At 50.8% G+C, this 20,220-nt stretch carries 19 protein-coding genes; 1 reads left to right on the top strand and 18 read right to left on the bottom strand.

Features of this window, described 5'->3' with window-relative positions; genetic code table 11:
- Positions 1-44 precede the first annotated feature (44 nt).
- From LG200_RS04415 to gyrA, 14 genes are all read right to left on the bottom strand, one after another.
- Positions 45-1,016, bottom strand: coding sequence for an SEL1-like repeat protein (locus LG200_RS04415; protein ID WP_226756376.1), 972 nt, complete (start codon positions 1,014-1,016; stop codon positions 45-47).
- The gene (locus LG200_RS04410) at positions 1,013-1,441 is read right to left on the bottom strand and encodes a hypothetical protein (RefSeq protein ID WP_226756375.1); all 429 of its coding nucleotides are present in this window, start codon (positions 1,439-1,441) and stop codon (positions 1,013-1,015) included. Before LG200_RS04410 ends, LG200_RS04415 begins: the two co-directional genes overlap by 4 nt.
- A gap of 66 nt (positions 1,442-1,507) precedes the next feature.
- On the bottom strand, positions 1,508-2,593 hold the full coding sequence (locus LG200_RS04405) for a hypothetical protein (protein WP_226756374.1): 1,086 nt from the start codon (positions 2,591-2,593) through the stop codon (positions 1,508-1,510).
- Complete coding sequence (locus LG200_RS04400) at positions 2,574-4,757, bottom strand: peptidase domain-containing ABC transporter (RefSeq protein ID WP_226756373.1); 2,184 nt, start codon at positions 4,755-4,757, stop codon at positions 2,574-2,576. The genes LG200_RS04405 and LG200_RS04400 overlap by 20 nt, the downstream gene beginning before the upstream one ends.
- Before the next feature lie 173 nt (positions 4,758-4,930).
- Positions 4,931-6,121: a pyrroloquinoline quinone biosynthesis protein PqqE gene (gene pqqE / locus LG200_RS04395; RefSeq protein WP_226756372.1), complete on the bottom strand. Its 1,191-nt coding sequence runs from the start codon at positions 6,119-6,121 to the stop codon at positions 4,931-4,933.
- 40 nt (positions 6,122-6,161) lie between these two features.
- Positions 6,162-6,470 (bottom strand): pyrroloquinoline quinone biosynthesis peptide chaperone PqqD, encoded by a 309-nt coding sequence (pqqD, locus tag LG200_RS04390; protein WP_226756371.1) that lies wholly within the window; start codon positions 6,468-6,470, stop codon positions 6,162-6,164.
- On the bottom strand, positions 6,442-7,194 hold the full coding sequence (pqqC, locus tag LG200_RS04385; RefSeq protein WP_226756370.1) for a pyrroloquinoline-quinone synthase PqqC: 753 nt from the start codon (positions 7,192-7,194) through the stop codon (positions 6,442-6,444). Before pqqC ends, pqqD begins: the two co-directional genes overlap by 29 nt.
- A 9-nt stretch (positions 7,195-7,203) precedes the next feature.
- The gene (gene pqqB / locus LG200_RS04380) at positions 7,204-8,121 is read right to left on the bottom strand and encodes a pyrroloquinoline quinone biosynthesis protein PqqB (protein WP_226756369.1); all 918 of its coding nucleotides are present in this window, start codon (positions 8,119-8,121) and stop codon (positions 7,204-7,206) included.
- A gap of 70 nt (positions 8,122-8,191) precedes the next feature.
- Entirely contained in the window at positions 8,192-8,263 is a 72-nt protein-coding gene (gene pqqA, locus LG200_RS04375; RefSeq protein WP_081774944.1) for a pyrroloquinoline quinone precursor peptide PqqA, read from the bottom strand.
- Between the two features lie 301 nt (positions 8,264-8,564).
- Positions 8,565-9,683, bottom strand: a complete 1,119-nt coding sequence (hisC, locus tag LG200_RS04370; protein WP_226756368.1) for a histidinol-phosphate transaminase — start codon at positions 9,681-9,683, stop codon at positions 8,565-8,567.
- A 14-nt stretch (positions 9,684-9,697) separates the two neighbouring features.
- Positions 9,698-10,855 carry a GGDEF domain-containing protein gene (locus LG200_RS04365; protein WP_226756367.1) on the bottom strand — a complete coding sequence of 386 codons (1,158 nt, stop codon included), beginning with the start codon at positions 10,853-10,855 and terminating at the stop codon, positions 9,698-9,700.
- A gap of 72 nt (positions 10,856-10,927) precedes the next feature.
- Positions 10,928-11,995: a prephenate dehydratase gene (gene pheA / locus LG200_RS04360; protein ID WP_226756366.1), complete on the bottom strand. Its 1,068-nt coding sequence runs from the start codon at positions 11,993-11,995 to the stop codon at positions 10,928-10,930.
- Positions 11,996-12,062: 67 nt separating this feature from the next.
- Complete coding sequence (serC, locus tag LG200_RS04355) at positions 12,063-13,145, bottom strand: 3-phosphoserine/phosphohydroxythreonine transaminase (RefSeq protein ID WP_226756365.1); 1,083 nt, start codon at positions 13,143-13,145, stop codon at positions 12,063-12,065.
- A 17-nt stretch (positions 13,146-13,162) separates the two neighbouring features.
- Positions 13,163-15,727: a DNA gyrase subunit A gene (gene gyrA, locus LG200_RS04350; RefSeq protein ID WP_226756364.1), complete on the bottom strand. Its 2,565-nt coding sequence runs from the start codon at positions 15,725-15,727 to the stop codon at positions 13,163-13,165.
- 239 nt (positions 15,728-15,966) lie between these two features.
- On the opposite strand from gyrA, the gene LG200_RS04345 reads away from it, so the two are divergent.
- Positions 15,967-16,569 carry a peroxiredoxin gene (locus LG200_RS04345; RefSeq protein WP_226756363.1) on the top strand — a complete coding sequence of 201 codons (603 nt, stop codon included), beginning with the start codon at positions 15,967-15,969 and terminating at the stop codon, positions 16,567-16,569.
- An 83-nt stretch (positions 16,570-16,652) separates the two neighbouring features.
- Here the strand turns inward: LG200_RS04345 and LG200_RS04340 are convergent, their stop codons facing one another.
- The 4 genes from LG200_RS04340 to purF form a co-directional block, all read right to left on the bottom strand.
- Positions 16,653-16,871 (bottom strand): hypothetical protein, encoded by a 219-nt coding sequence (locus tag LG200_RS04340; RefSeq protein ID WP_226756362.1) that lies wholly within the window; start codon positions 16,869-16,871, stop codon positions 16,653-16,655.
- A gap of 33 nt (positions 16,872-16,904) precedes the next feature.
- A complete protein-coding gene (locus tag LG200_RS04335; protein ID WP_226756361.1) occupies positions 16,905-17,195 on the bottom strand; it encodes a sll1863 family stress response protein in 291 nt (96 codons plus the stop codon).
- Positions 17,196-17,271: 76 nt separating this feature from the next.
- A complete protein-coding gene (locus LG200_RS04330; protein ID WP_226756360.1) occupies positions 17,272-18,450 on the bottom strand; it encodes an O-succinylhomoserine sulfhydrylase in 1,179 nt (392 codons plus the stop codon).
- A 213-nt stretch (positions 18,451-18,663) separates the two neighbouring features.
- Positions 18,664-20,199: an amidophosphoribosyltransferase gene (gene purF / locus LG200_RS04325; protein ID WP_226756359.1), complete on the bottom strand. Its 1,536-nt coding sequence runs from the start codon at positions 20,197-20,199 to the stop codon at positions 18,664-18,666.
- Between the last annotated feature and the right edge of the window lie 21 nt (positions 20,200-20,220).

Raw genomic sequence — 20,220 nt, 5'->3', positions numbered from 1 at the left:
AGCTATCAAGCCAGCTTCTATTTCCTTGACTAAGAGCAGCACGATTAATGGATGTAGCTATTTTTGAGATCCTTTATCATATTATCTGGTTCAAACGGAACGTTGACCTGCTCAATCACTTCACAATTTGTGTTGGGACGATATAAAGTTAGCAGAGGACGGTCTGTCAGTAACGGCCATATCGAATTTTCCGATAGAATAAGGTCAGCAATTAAATCAGCAATATCTGCGCCTTTAGCCGCCTCAGTAACCCAACACCAAGAAAGAGCTTGGTTTATTGAAGTTCCCATACCATGCCTGTAAAAAGTTGCCAGCCGAGTCTGGCATTGTTTACATCCTTTTTTGGCGCCTTTCAAATTCCATTCAGCTCTTTTTACCGGGTCATTTACGTAATTAAAACTACCCAAGTCTCCCATACATTGTGGGTGTCCTAACATAGCCGCTCTTTCCAGTGCATCCTCTCTGGATATCTCTCCAGATTCTCGAGGTGGAATTAATCCATATTTACCGCATAGTTGAGGTTCTACTGTCCAAATAAAGCATAAGGCGGGGAGTTCGGTTTGGATAAAGGTCTTGCCCATTTCGGCCAAGGGGGTGAGGGTACGTACTTCACCACTTGCCGCGTGTGCCAGATTGGCCGAGGCAATGTCCCACATGCCGGGGGTTCGAGAACCGTCTGAGTTGATAATACCGTCAAAAAGCTGGTTGATGATAGCATCATCAGTCGTACCCGCTGCTCGTTGAAGCGCAGCTTTGAAATCGGGTGAATTTAGAAATTCTGCCACAGGTGTTTTATCTATGATAACGATATTATCGCCACCAGAACTACCTATCTGATTTGCAATTTTCCATGCTGGCACATCACCAACAGCCCCACTATATAACAGAGTAACTGCATTATTGGTTTGGTTTGATACTTGAACTGAGACTTGAGCAACAAGCTGCTTTAAGCCTTCTATTGTTTGAGAATTTGGATCGCCAAGTGCGGAAATTGCCTGACTTAATGTCATGCTCATGATTTTCCCCCACAATGAGAAAATTCAATGTGGACAGAATTAACCGGATTAATTCGATAGAGTGCTCCATGAGCATAAATAGCTTCTTGAAGCACAGTAAGAATTTCATCTCGCTTTTTTTCAATGTGCACTGGTATGTTGACATTAAAAATATTCCATAATACATCTGAGCCAGTAAGTGGATTTCCTTTTGAAGAAACCTCTGCCTCAACTCGAATTATATTTCCTTCAAAATAAAGTACATAAATTTCAGGTCTCTCGTGTTCCCTTCCTGGCCCATCTAAGAAGACAAAGAAAAAGTTACGGTCTCTATCAATTGTCCATCTCATTGGTTTATGAGGCTGGCTAAATGCCCATGCCTTAAACTTCGACCAGTCAATCCTTTTTTTATCTTCTTCATTAATCAATTCATTAACAAACGCCATGATCGTTTTCCTATTAGATTTTTGTAGTATCCGGAGCTTGAGTATTGGTGACCATGGCTGGGATTTCTAGCAAAAATTAATGTACTTAACAGTGCGATATGGTTTGGTGGGAGAAAGGTATTCTTTGATCATATTTGCATGGAAAAATGCAGCCTTGCAGCCATCTTTCGCAACACTAACACCATGAACTGATCCCATAATTATGGGAAATATATGGTTTTCATACATTGCATATATTCCATTACTTCCTGGATATTTTTGGGTATATTTCCCACCACCATACACAACCAAATATCCACTAATAATTGGATAAATTTTATGATTTCCTTCCAACATTTCTTTGGGGTACTGAACTTCTTCTAAATTGCCATCTCTTTGCAAAATCCAGAACGATCTGGTTTCAGGCCACTTGGGGCTGTAGTAAGAGTGCCCAATCAAATAAGCATCCAGAAATTCACTGTAAGTAATCCGTCCAGTAGGGAGTTCACGACCAAGGCTACCTTTATGGCTGTAGTAGATTACTTTACCTTCTGTGCTGCTTTCCTTATCTTCATTCTGTTTTTTTTGTTTAATCTCTTGAGGACGTTTTTGATATTCATAGGTCTTGTTGCTTTTCTCGGCTATTTCAATAAAGTTCTCGCCCAACAGCTGGCGCTGATATGGCACAACATCCTGTGAAGATTGATTGTCAACCCAGTCACAATCGAACTGTCTATCCATATGCATATTGGGCCTCGGCATGGGATGCACAACCAGATTTTCTATTAGTCCACGGTAGTAAATCCACTCACTAGTTGATTCATCTTGTTTGAGATTGACAATCTGGCCATCGCGTACGCAACGGACACTTTCCAGCTCTGTCGTTATCAATTCTCCTGTCTGGGTGTTGTATATTTTGATGCGGTAAGGTCGCTTTTCCGGCTTGAGTGACTGGGAGGAGGTAAAGATGATTCGGCTGTTATCCAGCCATAGAGGCTCGGCAAGAATGTTATCTGCTGGCCAATAGCCAGTATCCACAACTTGATATGTAGTTTGGCTTTCAACTTTTTCAGCACATCCACTTAAAAAAGAGAGACAGACCATCGCACTGAATGTTGAAATCAAGTATTGATAAGTCATTCTGCTCAGTTGTTTATATTTCCACTTTTTCATAATTTTTATTGTTGCTCTCGGTTGTTTCCTTGCCCAACAAAATCGCCTCATCGACCTGCAGCCCCTTGGGCAATTGATGGGTAATGAATATGATGGTGAGCTTGCCTTTGAGGTGGTTGATGGTCTGGGCCAGTTGTTCTGCCGTGTGTTGGTCAAGGTTGGAGATGGCTTCGTCGAAGATGAGGATATTGGGTTGCCGGAGCAGCGCCCTGGCAATGGCGATGCGTTGCTTTTGCCCGCCGCTAAGGCCGGTGCCGTTTTCGCCGATTTCGGTTTGATAGGCTTGTGGCAGTTTTTCTATGGTGTCGTGGATGCCGGCGAGTTTGCAGGCCTGGATGATCTGTTCGAAGCTGGCAAAGGAGTTGGCCAGGGTGAAATTGTCGTAGATGGTGCCGGAGAACAGGGTGGTTTCCTGCGGCACGACGCCGAAGTGGCTGCGGAGTTCGTTGGCGGCCAGATGGCGGATATCGCGCCCGTCGAGGTGGATTTGTCCTTCTTGCGGTTGCAGGAAGCCGAGCAGGAGTTTGGCCAGGGTGCTTTTGCCGCAACCGGAGGGGCCCATGACGACGGTGCATTTGCCAGGCTTGATTTCCAGGCTGAGGTTGCGGTAGAGCCAGGGGTGCTGGTCACTGTAGCGGAAGCTGAGGTGCTGGAGGGTGATGTGACCTTGCCTGGCAGCGGTGCGCTTGGGGATGAGGGAGTATGGTTCGGCCGGGGCGTCCATGAGGTCGCCGAGACGCTTGACGGCGATGTCGGCCTGCTGAAATTCCTGCCACATGCCGACCAGCCGCAATACCGGGCCGGAGAGCCTGCCGGAGAACATCTGGAAGGCCACTAGCATGCCGATGGTGAATTCCGGGTTGTGCATGACGATCCAGGCGCCGACGCAGAGGATGCTCAGGGTTTGCAGTTGGTCCAGGGCATTGGCGAAGGTGGAGTAGGTATTGGAGAGTTGCCTGGCATTGAAGGTGCTGCCGAGGTAGGTAGCAAGGTAGCCGCCGTATTTCTTTTCCAACTGGGGTTCGAGTTGCATGGATTTGACGGTTTCCATGCCAGCGACGTATTCAGTCAGGAAGGCCTGGTTGCGTGCGCCTTGCAGGAATTGTTCGTTCAGGCGTTTGCGCAGCAATGGGGTGATGGCCAGGCTCAAGGTGGTGATGAGCAGGAGTGATGCCAGGGCGATCAAGGTGAGCTGCCAGCTGTACCAGAACATGATGGCGAGAAAGACAAAGAGGAAGGGAAAGTCGAGGATCAGGGTGATAAGGCTGCCTGCGAGGAATTCGCGGATGGTTTCGACGCCATGCAGGCGCGCCACAAGAGTGCCGGTCGGGCGGTGGTCGAAGTAGCGCATGGGCAGGTGCAGCAGGTGGCTGAAGACTTTGTAGCCGACGACGGCATCGATGCGGTTGCCGGTATGTAGCACCAGGTATTGCCTGACCCAGCCCATGGCGGCGTTAAAGATGAGGAAGATGCCCATGGCGATGGCAATGACGATGAGGGTGCTGGTGGTGTGGTGGACGACAACCTTGTCGATGATGACTTGGGTGCATAGCGGAGTTGCCAATGAGACGAGCTGAATAGCAAAAGAAGCAAGCAGGATTTCGCGCCAGAGTTTTTTGTGTTTGAGCAGTTCGGGGATGAACCACTTGAAACCGAATTTGGGTTGCGGCTTAGGAGTAGCCTGCGGGTTGTCCGTGCTATCGATCTCGGGTGCCGGTTCGGCTTTCCTGGTGATGAGCAGGATGTCGCCGGAGGCTTGCTGGTTGAATTCTTCCAGGGTGATGGTGCGCGGCTGGCTGTCTCCCGGCATTAGCAGCAAGACACGTTCGCGGTCTGTCTTGAGGACTAGGCACAGCCTGTATGGATGAACAACTGACTGGCCGGTCTCTTCAGATGCAGGGAGTTGGATTTGCTGCTGTTCAACAATTGGGGCCGGATGCAGGATAGCCAGGACTGGAAAAGCTGCAGGATGAACGTCACTAATAGTGACAGTTTGCAATGCAGCCTTGAACTCATAGGCTTGCAAGGCGCTTTGCAGTACTGAAAGATCGTAGTCAAGGGGAAATTTCTGTAGCAAAAGAGCCGCATCGAAAGGAATACGCTGCATCAAGCAGAGCATGCCCACCGCCCAGACGAACTCCCCTTGATCCAGTGGTTTGACCACTTTCCGCCCTTTACATTTTTTTACTTATTAGAACGAAATTGTGAACCCTCTATTTGATTACAAAATGAACTTTATGTGACAGAAGAATTAGCTCTCATACCCATATGCAATATTTGACAGCTACGGAAGCCGATTTATTGGCATGTATGAGAGCCAACGCTTGCATTTTTGATTCAAGGCAGGGCGTGGAACTCTTCCACCAGCTCCCGGCTCTCCCCTTCTATCAGCTTGCGAGAGTTCTTATCGTTGCGGAAGAAGATGGGTTGTGCCTTTAAATGGGGCTTTTGCGCGTTGGCGATCGCCTCGTCTATCAGGTGACGATGGGGTGACTTGGTACATACGGGGTCGGCGGCTTCAGCATCACCAGAAAGCAGGAAAGCCTGGCATCGGCAGCCGCCCAGATCTTTTTCTTTTTCATCGCAGCTGCGGCATGGCTCCTTCATCCAGTCATCGCCACGATATTTATTGAAGGCTGGAGACTCTTCCCACACCCATTTGAGGCCGTTCGCCTTGACGTTGGGAAAGGTCATATTGGGCAGCACACGGGCCGAGTGACATGGCAGCACGTCACCGTTGGCAGTGACAATCATGAACACCTCGCCCCAGCCGTTCATGCATTTTTTCGGGCGGTCGGAGAAATAATCAGGCACAACAAAATAAATCTTCATTTTGTTGCCGACTTTTTTGCGGAATTCATTGGTGACGGCTTCCGCTTCGTCGATCTGTTCCTTGGTAGGCATCAACTGGCTACGGTTGACGAGGGACCAGCCGTAATACTGGGTATTCGCCAGTTCAACGAAATCTGCCCCCAGCGCCTCTGCCATTTCCAGAATTTCCTTGACGTGCTGGATGTTGTAGCGGTGTATCACCACGTTGAGCACCATGGGGTAGCCATGGTCCTTGATCATGGCCGCCACTTTTTTCTTCAGCTCAAAGGTACGGGTGTTGGTGATGAAGTTATTGATCTCTTCAGTGATGTCGTGCATGGAAAGCTGGATATGGTCCAGCCCGCCCTCCTTGAAGGCGCTGATGCGTTTTTCAGTCAGTCCCACACCTGAGGTAATGAGGTTGGTGTAATAACCCAGGCGGCCGGCTTCAGCCACAATCTCCTCAATGTCATCGCGTATCAGGGGTTCCCCACCGGAAATGCCCAGTTGCAATGCGCCGAGTTTGCGCGCATCGCGCAGCGCCTGTATCCACTGCTCGGTGCTCAGCTCGTTCTTGGTGTGCTTGTCATAATCGGTAGGGTTGTAGCAGAAGGCACAATGCAGCGGGCAGCGATAGGTGACCTCGGCCAGCAGCCACAAGGGCTGGGTATTGGTCTTGGAAGCGGCTACGCCGTTGTTCTGAACTTGGGTACTCATGGTTTCTGCTCCTTAACGTAATGCACCTGCCCCAGGTTGCCTAGTTACGTTTTTCCAGCCAGGCTTTTTCTACCGCAAGATCCAGCATTGCTATGATATCGGACTGCAAGTCAGCTACATCGGGGAATGCTTGTTGCAGATCGCTCACGATATCACCGACAGTGCGCTGGCCATCTACACGCTTGATCACTTCACCTGCCCCGCCGTTCAACTTGATCATGCCTTCAGGAAACAACAACACATAGCATTGCTGTGCGTCTTCCCACTGAAAGCGGTAATGACGCGCCAAGGCATAAATATCGCCAGCGGCGACGGTGGCATTATCTTGGTTGTCTGAGATAGTCGACATTATTCTCAACCTTTATATCTGTGGATGCCAACATGATGGCATCGGCAATCACCCAAAGCACGTCCAGCTTGAACTGGAGGATATCCAGCGCTTTTTCCTGCAGCTCGCGGCTCTGGCTAAAATAATCCAAGGTTACGGCCAACCCTTGCTCAACATCACGCCTGGCTTCAGTCAGGCGCTTCTTGAAGTAAATCAGGCCTTCTTCCTTCACCCATGGGTACATGCTGGGCCAGGAGCTGATGCGCTGTTGATGGATATGTGGTGCAAACAATTCGGTCAACGATGAACAGACTGATTCCTGCCATGGACGCTGCTTGGCAAAGTTGACATAGGCATCAACAGCAAAGCGTACACCCGGTGCAACGAACTTGAGTGAAGTGACATCTTCACGGCTCAGGCCAACTGCCTGGCCAAGCTGTATCCAGGCCTCAATGCCACCAACATTATTGGCATCGCCATCATGGTCGATAATGCGCTGTATCCAGCCCTTGCGAATTTCCTTGTCCGGGCAGTTGGACATAATGGCCGCATCTTTTTGGGGGATGCTGATTTGGTAATAAAAACGGTTTGCCACCCAGCACTGCAATTGCTCACGTGTAAGCTTGCCTTCATACATCATCACATGGAATGGATGATATATATGGTAGCCCCTGCCTTTTTCCCGCAGTTGCTGTTCAAACTCTTCACGTGTCCAGGGGGTGTTGCCGATAACAGGTGCATTCATGCTTGGCTCCTAGAGAATAATATCCATGCCATCGTAGGCGACCTCGATACCATGTTTTGTCAGTTCTGCACGCTCGGCAGAATCTTCACGCAGTATCGGGTTGGTGTTGTTGATATGAATCAGCACGCGACGCGCATTGGGGTATCCATCCAGTACTTCTATCATGCCGCCCGGGCCGGATTGCGGGTTATGCCCGATATCTCGCGCCTTCTTGGTCATCAGCCCCATGTCGATCATTTCAGTATTGGTCCAGAATGTGCCATCCACCATGATGCAATCGGCCTGCTCCATCAATGCGGGCAGGTGCGGCTCAATCTCGCCAAGGCCCGGTGCATAGAAAGCTTTCTTGCCATTCTTGATGTCTTCAATCAGCACGCCTATCGTGTCGCCAGGGTGTGGATCATTGCGGTGCGGAGAGTATGGCGGTGCCGCACTCTTGAGGGCCACCGCGGTAAACCTGAGGTTGGGCGCGCCTGCTATTTCAAAAGTGCCCTTGCCGTCTATTGGCACATCATGGCGGTTGATACCGCAATAATGGCCAAGAATATTCAGTAATGGGTTACCAGTGGTCAAATCCTGATAAACCATGTCGGTACAGTAAATTTCACGTTTGACTTGGCCTTCTCTCAGCATCAGGAGGCCGGTAGTGTGGTCAATTTGCGCATCTATCAGCACTATGCCGACAATGCCGCTATCGCGGATAGCGCGGCCAGGCTGTAGAGGACCAAAGTCCTGGATTTGTTGCAGAATATCGGGAGAAGTATTGAAGAGAACCCAGTTGACTCCGTCACCGCTGACACAGATTGAAGACTGTGTACGCTTGCTTGCCTTGATAGTGCCTTTACGCAAACCATCACAATTCGGGCAGTTACAGTTCCATTGAGGAAAACCGCCACCTGCTGCCGATCCTAAAACATGAATATGCATGAAAGCCTTTTCGATTACTCTTGTGTTTCAAAAACCAGCCGGGCTGCCAAAGCACCCCGGCCATTGCAATTTAGCGATTGCAAACGTACATAGTTACTTCAAAACCGAAACGCATTTCAGTTACTTCTGGCTTGGTCCACATGATAAATCTCCTCAAAGTTGATTAAGATTAGAACGCCACAAACATCAGAATACAAGTATCTGTAACGTGAATGCATTGTGCTCGTGCGCAGAAATTGGCAACAGTGCAAAAATACCGAAACTCGCCTCATGATTATCATGAGTCCATCAGCCTGGAATGGCCTTTGATGCAGGCACTCAGGGCTTACAGGACATAAAAAAAGCGCCGTTAAATAACGACGCTTTCGCTTTCATTGCAAAGGTGACCAGATTTCCCCGCACTGTCTGGAAATATGCCAACGCATATCAAGAGGTTACTAAACTCACAGCTCAACCTTGGTTTCTTTCAGTATTTGCGCCAATACATCAAGGAAACGAGAGTTCTCCGAAAACAAGCCGATACTCACGCGCAAGTAATCAGGCATTTCGTAAGCGGCTATTGGCCTCACAATCACGCCATTTTGCAACAACTGCTGGTACACCACGGCAGCGTTGTTCACCTTGAAGCTGACAAAATTGCCAAATGAAGGAATAAAGCTCAGGCCAAGCTCCTGCAGTGCCTTGGTGATCTGCAGCATGCCCGCCTGATTCAACGCACGGGTGCGCTCGACAAACTCTTCATCCGCCAATGCTGCCACTGCTGCAGCCTGTGCCACACTGTTAACGTTAAAAGGCTGGCGCACGCGGTTCATGAGGTCGGCAATTTCCCTGGCTGCCATACCAAACCCCACACGCAGGCCTGCCAAGCCATAAGCCTTGGACAAGGTACGGGAAATCAGCAGGTTTTCAAACTCATCCAGCCAGCTAATCGCCTCAGACTTGAGATCGGCCTCAAGGTATTCATCATAAGCCTCATCCAATATCACCAGAACGCTCTTCGGAACCTGGCCTAGAAAATCCCGCAAGGCTTGTTTACCAAGTAAAGTGCCTGTCGGGTTATTTGGATTGGCAATGAAGACTATCCGGGTTTTTTCCGTAATCGCGGCCAGCATGGCATCCAGGTCATGGCCAAACCCCCTGGCTGGCACGGTCACTCCCGTGGCGCCAGTCGCCTGTGTTACCAAGGCATAAACCGCAAATGCATGTTGGGAATAAACTGCTTCAGAACCAGGCGTGAGGAAGGCTCTGGCTGCGAGTTCCAGAATGTCATTGGAGCCGTTGCCAAATACCAGTTGGCCCGGGTTCAAGTCAAACTTGCGGCAGACGCTGTCCCGCAAGGCAAAGCTGTTGCCATCCGGATAACGGGCAATTTCTTGCAGCGCATCCTGCATGGCTTCGTAGGCTTTGGGGCTGACTCCGAGCGGATTTTCATTGGAGGCCAGCTTGATGATCTGCTCTGGCTGCAAACCCATCTCGCGTGCAAGCTCTGTGATGGGCTTGCCCGGCTGGTAAGGAGCAATGGAACGAATATTGGACGGCGCAAGGTCGCACAGTCTGGTCACGATGATATCCTTTATTAAATAGTATTGACTGCTTGCTTGCTCTCGCGCTTCGCATCATACATGGCATGGTCGGAACGCCTGATGACATCTACCGCGGTAACATCACGATACGGGAAGACACAAACCCCTATACTGGCTGACAAGTCCTTGATTGGCGGCAAGCCATCCAGGATGATGGGGGCGATCAATTGCATGCGCAACTTGTCCGCCAATAACTCCGCTGCTTCCGGTGAGCCGATATCGCGTGCCAGCACAAAGAACTCATCCCCGCCCAGCCGTGCCAGCGTATCAGCATCACGCATGGTGTATTTAAGGCGGGTTGCCACTTCCTTCAAAACCACATCGCCAATTAAATGGCCATAGGTATCATTGATGGGTTTGAACCGGTCCAGATCAATAAACAGGCCCGCGCACAACTGATCATTGCGTACTGAATAATTAATGGCCTGCTCTATCCGGTCCAGCAGCAACTCGCGGTTGGGCAAACCGGTGAGACGGTCATGCAAGGCACGTTCATGTTGCCGATGCCGTTCGTTATCCAGGTCTTTTTCCCGCAGGAACAGCTCCCGGCTCTGCTTTTCAGCCACATAGCTGGCAAAGGCCCCAACCATATTGGCAGCAAGAATGAACACATCGTAGATCAATAGCTGGAGCAATGGCAAAGGACGCAGCTCAAGAAACATGATATTGAACACAACAAACAATATCAGGCCGACCACGCTGGCATTGAAGAACCTCAAGCCGGAGAATGTATAACTCCAGAACAGGATCACAATCAGGCCAGTGTAGTAATAGCTGATGGCCGCCAGTGGCATGAAGGTCAACTGGGCCAGGAGGCCAAGGCCGCTGAATAGCGACACCAACCCCAATAGCAACTGGTTATATTTGATGAATTGTCGGTAAAAGGTCAGGCCAAACACTGCAAAAAACAGCATTACCACCATAGTGCGTATATACCAGACACTGACCACGGCTTCAGGCACAACAAACAGTGGGTCAAGCAAGCCATACAGCATGTACATGATAGCCCCCACCAATAATGCAAGGCGCGAATATCTGCGAAGGCTGGGGATGGCATAAAGCTGATACAGGGCCTCCAGGCGCTCATTCTGGAAGTGGAGTGTCCATTTACGCAACGAGGCTGACCACAACAAGTTCTGACTGATAGGCATGCGACCCTCTGAAGAACAAACTCAGCTAATGGGAATCATCCAGAGCAGGGAGCCCGCTCCAGACTCAAAGTATCATATTACGGCAATTGGATAAGAGCCAAGCACCTTGAGCAAGGAAGCACATTGCTCAAGCTCATATAGGGCCTTGGCAAGCTGCGGATCCTGATAGTGACCTTCAATATCCACAAAGAACACATACTCCCAGATGCCGAGCTTGGACGGCCGGGACTCGAACTTGCTCATATCGATACCATGCTTGGCCAGCGGCGCAAGCAGGCTGACTACCGCACCTGGCACATTCTTGGCTGCAAGCAATAATGAAGTCTTGTCCTTGCCGGAAGGCGCAACCTCGTGATTGGCCAACACCAGGAAGCGTGTCGTATTCTTGGGATCATCCTCAATGTTCTCTGCCACCAGGGCCATATCAAACAACTCCGCAGCACGCTTGCTGGCAATGGCAGCCCCAAAAGGGTCCCGTGCGGCGAGCTCGGCTGCCTGGGCATTGCTGCCAGTGCTGATGCGCTCGACATGGCCAAGGTTGAGATTCAGCCATTCATGACATTGCCCAAGAGACTGGGCATGTGAGTAAACGCGTTGCACCTCATTGCTGGACTCCTTGCCCCTAAGCAGGCAATGATGTACAGACAGGGTGATTTCACCACAGATATGCAAGCTGGTTGTTGTCAGCAGGTCAAGGGTACGCCCGACAGCGCCTTCGGTAGAGTTTTCTACGGGCACCACTGCATAATCAGCGGCACCGGACTCTACCATGCGAAACACTTCGTCAATGGAAATACAGGGCTTGGGAGAGCTCAGTCCACCAAACTGCTTATTCGCAGCCTCTTCGCTGAAGGTGCCCAAAGGGCCGAGGAATGCTACAGCAAGCTCGCGCTCCAAAGCGCGACAGTTGGACATGACACTGCGGAAAATGGCAGTGACTGCCTCGGCAGATAACGGGCCTGTATTTTTATCAAGCAGCCGACGCAACACCTGAGCCTCACGCTCTGGGCGATATATCGGCCCTTCTCCTTTGAGTGCGCCAATTTCACGAGCTAGCGCAGCACGTGCATTCACCAGATCCAGTATCTGCTCATCAATGGCATCAATCTGGTCACGGCAATTTTTTAGTATGTCGCTCATGATTTACACTCTATGCATATATTGTTGCGAATTGGGCACTGCTCCCTGCAGCGCTCTCGTGGCTAGTTCAAGCGTGAGCGCGCTCAAAGCTTTTCATGAATTCAATCAGCGTCTTCACACCTTCGATTGGCATCGCATTGTAAATCGACGCACGCATGCCTCCCAACAGGCGATGCCCTTTTAACTGGAGCAATCCGGCTGCCTGGGCTTGCTTGAGAAACTCTGCATCCAGGGCACTATCCTTCAATGTAAACGGGATATTCATGCGTGAGCGGTTTTCCACCGCTATCGGCGAACTGTAAAACCCGGTACTGTCCAGGTAATCATATAACAGGCCAGATTTCTCGATATTGAGTTTTTCCATCTCGGCCAAACCACCCTTCGCCTTCAACCATTTGAATACCAGGCCGGCAATATAAATGCCGTAGGTCGGCGGTGTGTTGTACATGGAATCGTTATCGGCATGTATCTTGTAATCCAGCATGGTAGGCGTACCCGCAATCGTCTCACCGATCAGGTCTTCACGCACGATCACGATAGTCAACCCTGCCGGGCCAATGTTTTTTTGCGCGCCAGCATAGATCAGGCCGAACTTGCTGATATCGACAGGCCGCGACAGGATATGCGAAGACATATCAGCCACCAGCGGCACCGGGCCTGTTTCAGGCGTCCAGAACATTTCCACGCCGCCAATGGTTTCATTGGAAGTGTAATGCACATAGGCAGCATCGGAATTGAGCTTCCATTCTGATTGCGCAGGCGCATAGGTGTAATTCTTGTCCGCAGAGGACGCCACCACACTCACCTCACAGTACTTGCGCGCTTCTTCTATCGCTTTCTGCGCCCAAATGCCGGTATCCAGGTAATCGGCCTGCTTCTTGCCGCGCAACAGGTTCATGGGGATCATGGAAAACTGCGCGTGAGCCCCACCCTGCAGGAAAAGCACCTTGTAGTTTGCAGGAATACTGAGCAACTCCCGCAAATCCGCCTCGGCTTCCGCGGCAATGCTCATGAACTCCTTGCCGCGGTGGCTCATTTCCATCACCGACATGCCAGAGCCATGCCAGTCCAGCATTTCGTTGCTTGCTTGCTGCAATACTTCTTTAGGCAATACTGCCGGTCCGGCAGAAAAGTTATAGATTTGCGTCATGAATGCTTTATTAAACCTTATTCGGCAACAGTTTCTTGATCAGTGTCTTCGTCGGTTTCAACCACTTTTTCCAGGCCGGAAAGTTTTTCGCCTGCGCCCAGGTTGATCAGCGTGACGCCCTGCGTGGCACGGCCCAGTTCACGGATTTCCTTCACACGGGTTCGGATCAGCACACCGCCTGTTGTAATCAGCATGATTTCGTCATCATCATTCACCAGGCGCGCACCCACCACGACTCCATTACGCTCGCTGGTAGCAATGGCCTTTACGCCCTGGGTACCACGGCCTGAATGGCGGAAATCCGCCAGCACAGTACGCTTGCCATAGCCATTCTCCGTCGCTACCAGAACGGTCTGCTTGTCATCATCCGCAATCAGCAGGGAAATCACCTGCTGCTTGGCTTGCAGTTTCATGCCACGCACACCACGGGCAGCACGCCCCATGGCGCGTACATCTTCCTCATCGAACCAGACCGCCTTGCCACCATTGGACACCAGGACAATATCATTGACGCCATTGGTAACTTCGGCACCGATCAGGTAATCACCATCGTCGAGGTTAAGCGCAATAATGCCGGAACGGCGTGGGTTGGAGAATTCCGTCAGTGCAGTTTTCTTGACAGTACCCTTGGCGGTTGCCATGAAGACAAAGTGATTCTCGTCGAACTCCTTGACTGGCAGGATGGCATTGATCTTCTCGCCATCCTCCAATGGGAACAGGTTGACGATAGGCTTGCCTCGGCTGATCCGGCTGCCTTGCGGCACTTCATAGACCTTGAGCCAATAAACACGGCCGCGACTGGAGAAACATAGGATGTAATCGTGCGTATTGGCAACGAACATCTTGTCGATGAAATCATCTTCCTTGGTTGCCGTTGCCTGTTTGCCACGGCCACCGCGGCGCTGTGCACGGTATTCCTCCAGAGGCTGGGACTTGACATAGCCGGTATGCGAAAGCGTGACCACCACATCCTGTGGGGTAATCAGGTCTTCCAAGGAAAGATCCTGGGCATTATGCACAATCTCGCTGCGACGCTTGTCGCCAAACTGGTTGAGGATGGCAGCCAGCTCTTCAACGATGATTTCTGTCACACGTTCAGACTTGGCAAGGATATCCAGCAAGTCAGCGATAACATCCATGACCTCCTTGTATTCATTGACGATCTTGTCCTGTTCCAGGCCAGTCAGGCGTTGCAAGCGCATTTGCAGGATTTCCTGCGCCTGCACATCGGACAACCTGTAGCCTTCTGGCGTTAAGCCGAAGTCAACCGCCAGGCCTTCAGGACGCGATGCTTCCATGGCTGCACGCTTCAGCATTTCCTCTACAACAGGCGATGTCCAGAGGCGAGCCATCAACTCACGCTTGGCTTCTGGCGGCGTAGGCGCAGCCTTGATCAGCGCAATCATGTCATCCACGTTGGCCAAGGCAACCGCCAGGCCTTCCAGCACGTGCCCGCGCTCACGTGCCTTGCGTAGTTCGAATACGGTACGGCGGGTGATCACTTCACGGCGGTGGCGCAGGAAGGCTTCCAGCATCTGCTTGAGGTTAAGCAAGCGTGGCTGACCATCCAGCAGGGCCACCATATTCATGCCGAAGGTATCTTGCAGCTGGGTTTGCTTGTAAAGGTTGTTAAGTACCACTTCCGGCACTTCACCGCGCTTGAGCTCTATCACTACGCGCATACCCGACTTGTCGGATTCGTCGCGCAGATCGGAAATACCCTCTATCTTCTTCTCATTGACCAATTCGGCGATTTTCTCGACGAAAGTCTTCTTGTTCACCTGGTAGGGCAGCTCATCAACGATCAATGCCTGGCGGTTGCCACGTTCAAGATCCTCAATGTGGGTACGGCCACGCATCACCACTCGGCCGCGGCCTGTGCGATAACCTTCCCTGACTCCTACTGTGCCGTAGATAATGCCTGCAGTGGGGAAATCAGGCGCGGGGATAATCTCTATGAGTTCATCTACCGTCGTTTCCGGGTTCTTGAGCAATGCCAGACAGGCAGCAATCACCTCGTTCAGGTTATGCGGCGGGATATTGGTTGCCATACCCACTGCGATACCGGAACTGCCGTTAATCAGCAGGTTGGGAATACGCGCCGGCATGATGAGGGGCTCGTGTTCGGAGCCGTCATAATTGGGGCCAAAATCCACCGTTTCCTTGTCGATATCCGCCAGCAGCTCATGCGCAATCCGCGCCATGCGGATTTCGGTATAACGCATCGCAGCCGCATTATCGCCATCTACAGAACCGAAGTTACCCTGGCCATCAACCAGCATGTATCGCAAGGAGAAAGGCTGTGCCATACGAACGATGGTGTCATAAACCGCTGTATCACCGTGCGGGTGATACTTACCGATGACATCGCCAACGATACGGGCAGATTTCTTGTAAGCTCGATTCCAGTCGTTGTTCAACTCGTGCATGGCGTAAAGTACGCGGCGGTGAACTGGTTTCAAACCATCGCGCACATCTGGCAAGGCACGACCCACGATCACGCTCATCGCGTAATCGAGGTATGAACGACGCATCTCGTCTTCGAGGCTGATAGGGAGGGTTTCTTTGGCGAACTGATCCATTGTTTGCTATCGGCTTTAAAGTGGCTTAAAGTCTGGGATTCTAGCACGATACGCATGCCAAAGCATGTGTGGATTTAGCCCTTGATTCCACGGGAAAATCTTGTATCTGGCACCTGATACACCTCCTGCATGTAAGGCAGGATTACCCTTTTCGATAGCAAAAATTAATTAGAAATTTGATCTAAGTTGATTTAGGCTATCGCGTCTCAAAGCCTTAACCACTCAAAAGGAGAATCAATATGGCCGTTCTAGTTGGCAAACCTGCTCCCGATTTTACTGCTGCTGCAGTACTGGGCGACAATTCCATCAAGGAAGACTTCAACCTGTCTGCACACATCAAGGGCAAACATGCCGTTATCTTCTTTTACCCACTGGATTTCACATTTGTCTGTCCATCCGAACTGATCGCTTTTGATCACAGACTGGAAGAGTTCACGAAACGTGGTGTTGAAGTCATCGGCATCTCCATTGATTCCCACTTCACCCACCTGGCATGGAAGAACACCTCTGTAGACAAGGGCGGTATCGGCAAGGTTGGCTATCCTCTGGTGGCCGACATCAAGCACGAAATCGTCAAGGCCTACGATGTGGAAGCAGAGGGCGGCGTAGCTTACCGTGGCTCCTTCCTAATCAACAAGGATGGCGTAGTGGTACACCAAGTTGTTAATGACCTGCCACTGGGCCGCGATATTGATGAAATGCTGCGCGTTGTTGATGCCCAGCAATTCGTTGAAGAGCACGGCGAAGTTTGCCCCGCCGGCTGGAAAAAAGGCAAGGCTGGCATGAATGCCTCACCAGAAGGTGTAGCGAAATATCTGGCTGACAACGCAGCATCGTTGTAGGGCCTGACAGCAATAAATAAAAAACGGGATTAAAATCCCGTTTTTTATTTAGCTGGATATTGGATACAAGCAGAAACTAAAACCTACTTGCGTGCCCCGACCGCAATTACCAGCACTCCGGCAATAATCGCAACAATTCCCAACACATTGGGAATGGCCACGTCATTCTCTACCTCGGCCGTAGCCTTCAAAGGCCCGATCTGAGCAACCGTTTCCTCGGTAGTGAAACTGAAGCCTTTATATACAAGGGCAGCAGCGCCAAGTACGATCAACAACACACCCACAATTACAGAAGCTTTCATTGATACTCTCCTCCCAAGGCTAGATTTAGTTAATTATTCGCCAAACTTCTTTCTTGCTTCTGCCAGTGCGTGCTTGATTGCCTCCCATGCTTCGTCGCTGCCTTTTTTCAGCTCCTGCCATGCCTCACCAGCAGAAGACTGCACCTCGGCAAGCTTGACCTTGGCCAGGTCCCGCTTTTCCTTAAGCGCTATCACCTGCTCATCATACTTGATGCGCAATTCGGCATCTGCCTTGCGGACTTTGGTTTCCAGCACGTCAATATCCGCGCTCCACTCATCCAACTGGGCTTTCAGCTTTTCAACATAAGCATCTTTAAGACTCATTGTTCGCTCCTTATCTTTAAAGTTAGTAACCGGCTCTTTATCCCATTATGACAGCTTAACTCAACAATAGTGCGGCTTACAGAGATTTTGCCAGCAATGCCAAGTCCGCCTTGAGGTCTTCAATATGCTCAAGCCCGACAGCAATACGCACCAAGCCATCGCCGATCCCCGCTGCCGCACGGGCTTCTGGCGACACGCGGCTATGGGTGGTGGTGGCTGGATGGGTAATGGTGCTCTTGGCATCACCGAGGTTGGCAGTGATGGATATCATTTTCGTGGCGTCAATCAATTTCCAGGCAGCCTCCTGCCCTCCTTTGACTTCGAACGACACAATCGCACCACCGCTCTTCTGCTGTTTTCTGGCTAGCTCATGCTGCGGATGTGAAGCCAGGCCAGGATAGTAAACACGGGCAACGCCAGGTTGTTGTTCCAGCCAGCTTGCCAATTCCAGTGCATTGCGTGCATGCGCTTCCATGCGGACGTGCAAGGTTTCCAACCCTTTTAGGAACACCCAGGCATTGAATGCACTCATGGTGGGGCCTGCGGTGCGCAAGAAACCATATACCGGCTCCAGAATTTCCTTGCGGCCCAGCACAGCACCACCAAGGCAGCGCCCCTGGCCATCGATATATTTGGTAGCAGAATGCACAACAATATCTGCACCCAACTCCAAGGGCTTTTGCAAAGCTGGGCTGCAGAAGCAATTATCCACCGCAAGCAAGACCCCTGCCTCATGGGCAATATCTGCCAGCAAGGCAATATCGCAGATTTCGGTCAAAGGATTGGAAGGTGTTTCTACAAAAAACAGCTTGGTATTAGACTTGACAGCAGCCTTCCATTCGTCCGGGTTCGTTAATGACACAAAGGTAGTTTCCAAACCCCAGCGCTTGAGAATATTGCTGAACAATTGCACGGAAGTTCCAAAAATACTGCGGGAAGCCACCACGTGGTCTCCAGCAGAACATACTCCCATGACGCAAGCCAGGATGGCAGACATGCCTGATGACGTAGCTACGCAAAATTCGGCACCTTCCAGAGCGGCCAGCTTGTTCTGGAACATGGTCACTGTAGGATTGGTGAAGCGGGAATAAATATTCCCTGGTTCCTGGCCACCAAATCGCGCAGCAGCCTGGGCGGCGCTATTGAAGACAAAGCTGGAGGTCAGGAACATGGCCTCTGAATTTTCGCCATAGGCGGTATGTTCACTCCCAGCACGTACACTAAGGGTCTCTGGATGCCATTGATGATCGCTCATGATGTCTTGATTACCTTCCCGCCCGATATCGGGCCAAATTCCAAATTACGCGGGCATAAAAAAACCCGCTGTAGCCATCAAGCTAAAACGGGTTTCTTGAATCAACTCGCTTTAGCTGTATTTATATGGCGCCCGCAAGCTGAGTAATATGTAAACTCAAATCGGCGCATGTAGGAATATTAGTCCTGATCCAGCCTGAACGTCAAGAACAGGTTAGACAAACTCCTCTTCACGCGATGCAACCAGATTGAGATCCAACTGGGTAATGGAATCGGCAGGTCTTTTCTGCTTTTCCCCATCACCACGGGCGGCTTCAGTACGATTGAGGTAGGCCTCATCAATATCCCCCGTAATATAATTACCGTCAAAACAGGAGCAATCAAATACCTCGATGTCTGGGTTGCTCTTTTGCACTGCCGCAATCAAGGCGTCAAGATCCTGATAGATCAATGCATCCGCACCGATTTCCTCACAAATTTCCTGATCAGTCCGGCCAGTAGCCAGCAATTCATCGCGGGATGGCATGTCGATGCCATAGACATTGGGATAACGTACGGGAGGCGCAGCTGACGCAAAAAATACCTTGTTAGCACCAGCGTCGCGGGCCATTTGCACGATCTGCTTGGAAGTGGTGCCACGCACAATGGAATCGTCCACCAATAGCACGTTCTTGCCCTGGAACTCCATCCCAATGGGATTAAGCTTCTGGCGCACGGACTTCTTGCGAAGTGCCTGGCCTGGCATGATGAAGGTACGGCCGATATAACGGTTCTTGATAAAACCTTCCCTGTAGGTCAGGTCAAGCGCATTTGCCAACTGCAATGCACTGGGGCGACTGGTGTCCGGGATAGGAATCACTACATCAATCTTGAGATCTTTCCATTCGCGGGCAATCTTCTCTGCAAGGCTTTCACCCATATGCAACCGAGTCTGGTAGACAGAGACATTATCGATCACGGAATCAGGTCGTGCCAGGTAGACATATTCAAATATACATGGGGCCAGCTTGGGCGCTACCGCGCATTGACGTGAAAAGAAGTTACCATTCATGTCGATGAAAATAGCTTCGCCAGGCTCAACATCTCGCACCAGGGTAAAGCCAAGCACATCCAGCGCAACGCTTTCCGAAGCAACAATGTATTCAGTGCCAGACTCGGTTTCATGCTTGCCGATCACCAGAGGGCGAATACCATGGGGATCACGGAATGCCAACAAGCCGAAATTGGCAATCATTGCCACCACCGCATAGGCACCGCGGCAACGCTTGTGCACGCCTTCCACCGCCTCAAAGATCATGTCTGTATTTAACACGACATTGTGGGCAGAAGTCTCGATTTCATGTGCGAGTACATTCAACAGCACTTCGGAATCAGAATTGGTGTTGATATGGCGTAGATCCTGCCGGAACATTTCCTGTTTGAGTTGGGCGGAATTGGTCAGGTTGCCGTTATGCCCCAGCACGATGCCAAAAGGAGAGTTGACATAGAAAGGCTGGGCTTCGGCTGCAGATGAAGACCCGGCTGTCGGGTAACGCACATGTGCAATACCGGCATTACCGATCAGGCTGCGCATATGACGTGTCTGGAACACGTCTTGCACCAGCCCGTTGTTTTTATGCATGAAGAAGGTATTTCCATCACAGGTGACAATACCCGCAGCATCTTGTCCACGATGCTGCAACACCAGCAATCCATCGTAAAGCAACTGGTTGACTGGGTTTTTACCGACTACACCGATAATTCCACACATGAAGTGAGCGCCTTAAGAACT

It is taken from the genome of Methylobacillus caricis, from assembly GCF_020532705.1.
Lineage (GTDB): Bacteria > Pseudomonadota > Gammaproteobacteria > Burkholderiales > Methylophilaceae > Methylobacillus > Methylobacillus caricis.
This window is presented reverse-complemented; position numbering and strand designations above follow the sequence as displayed.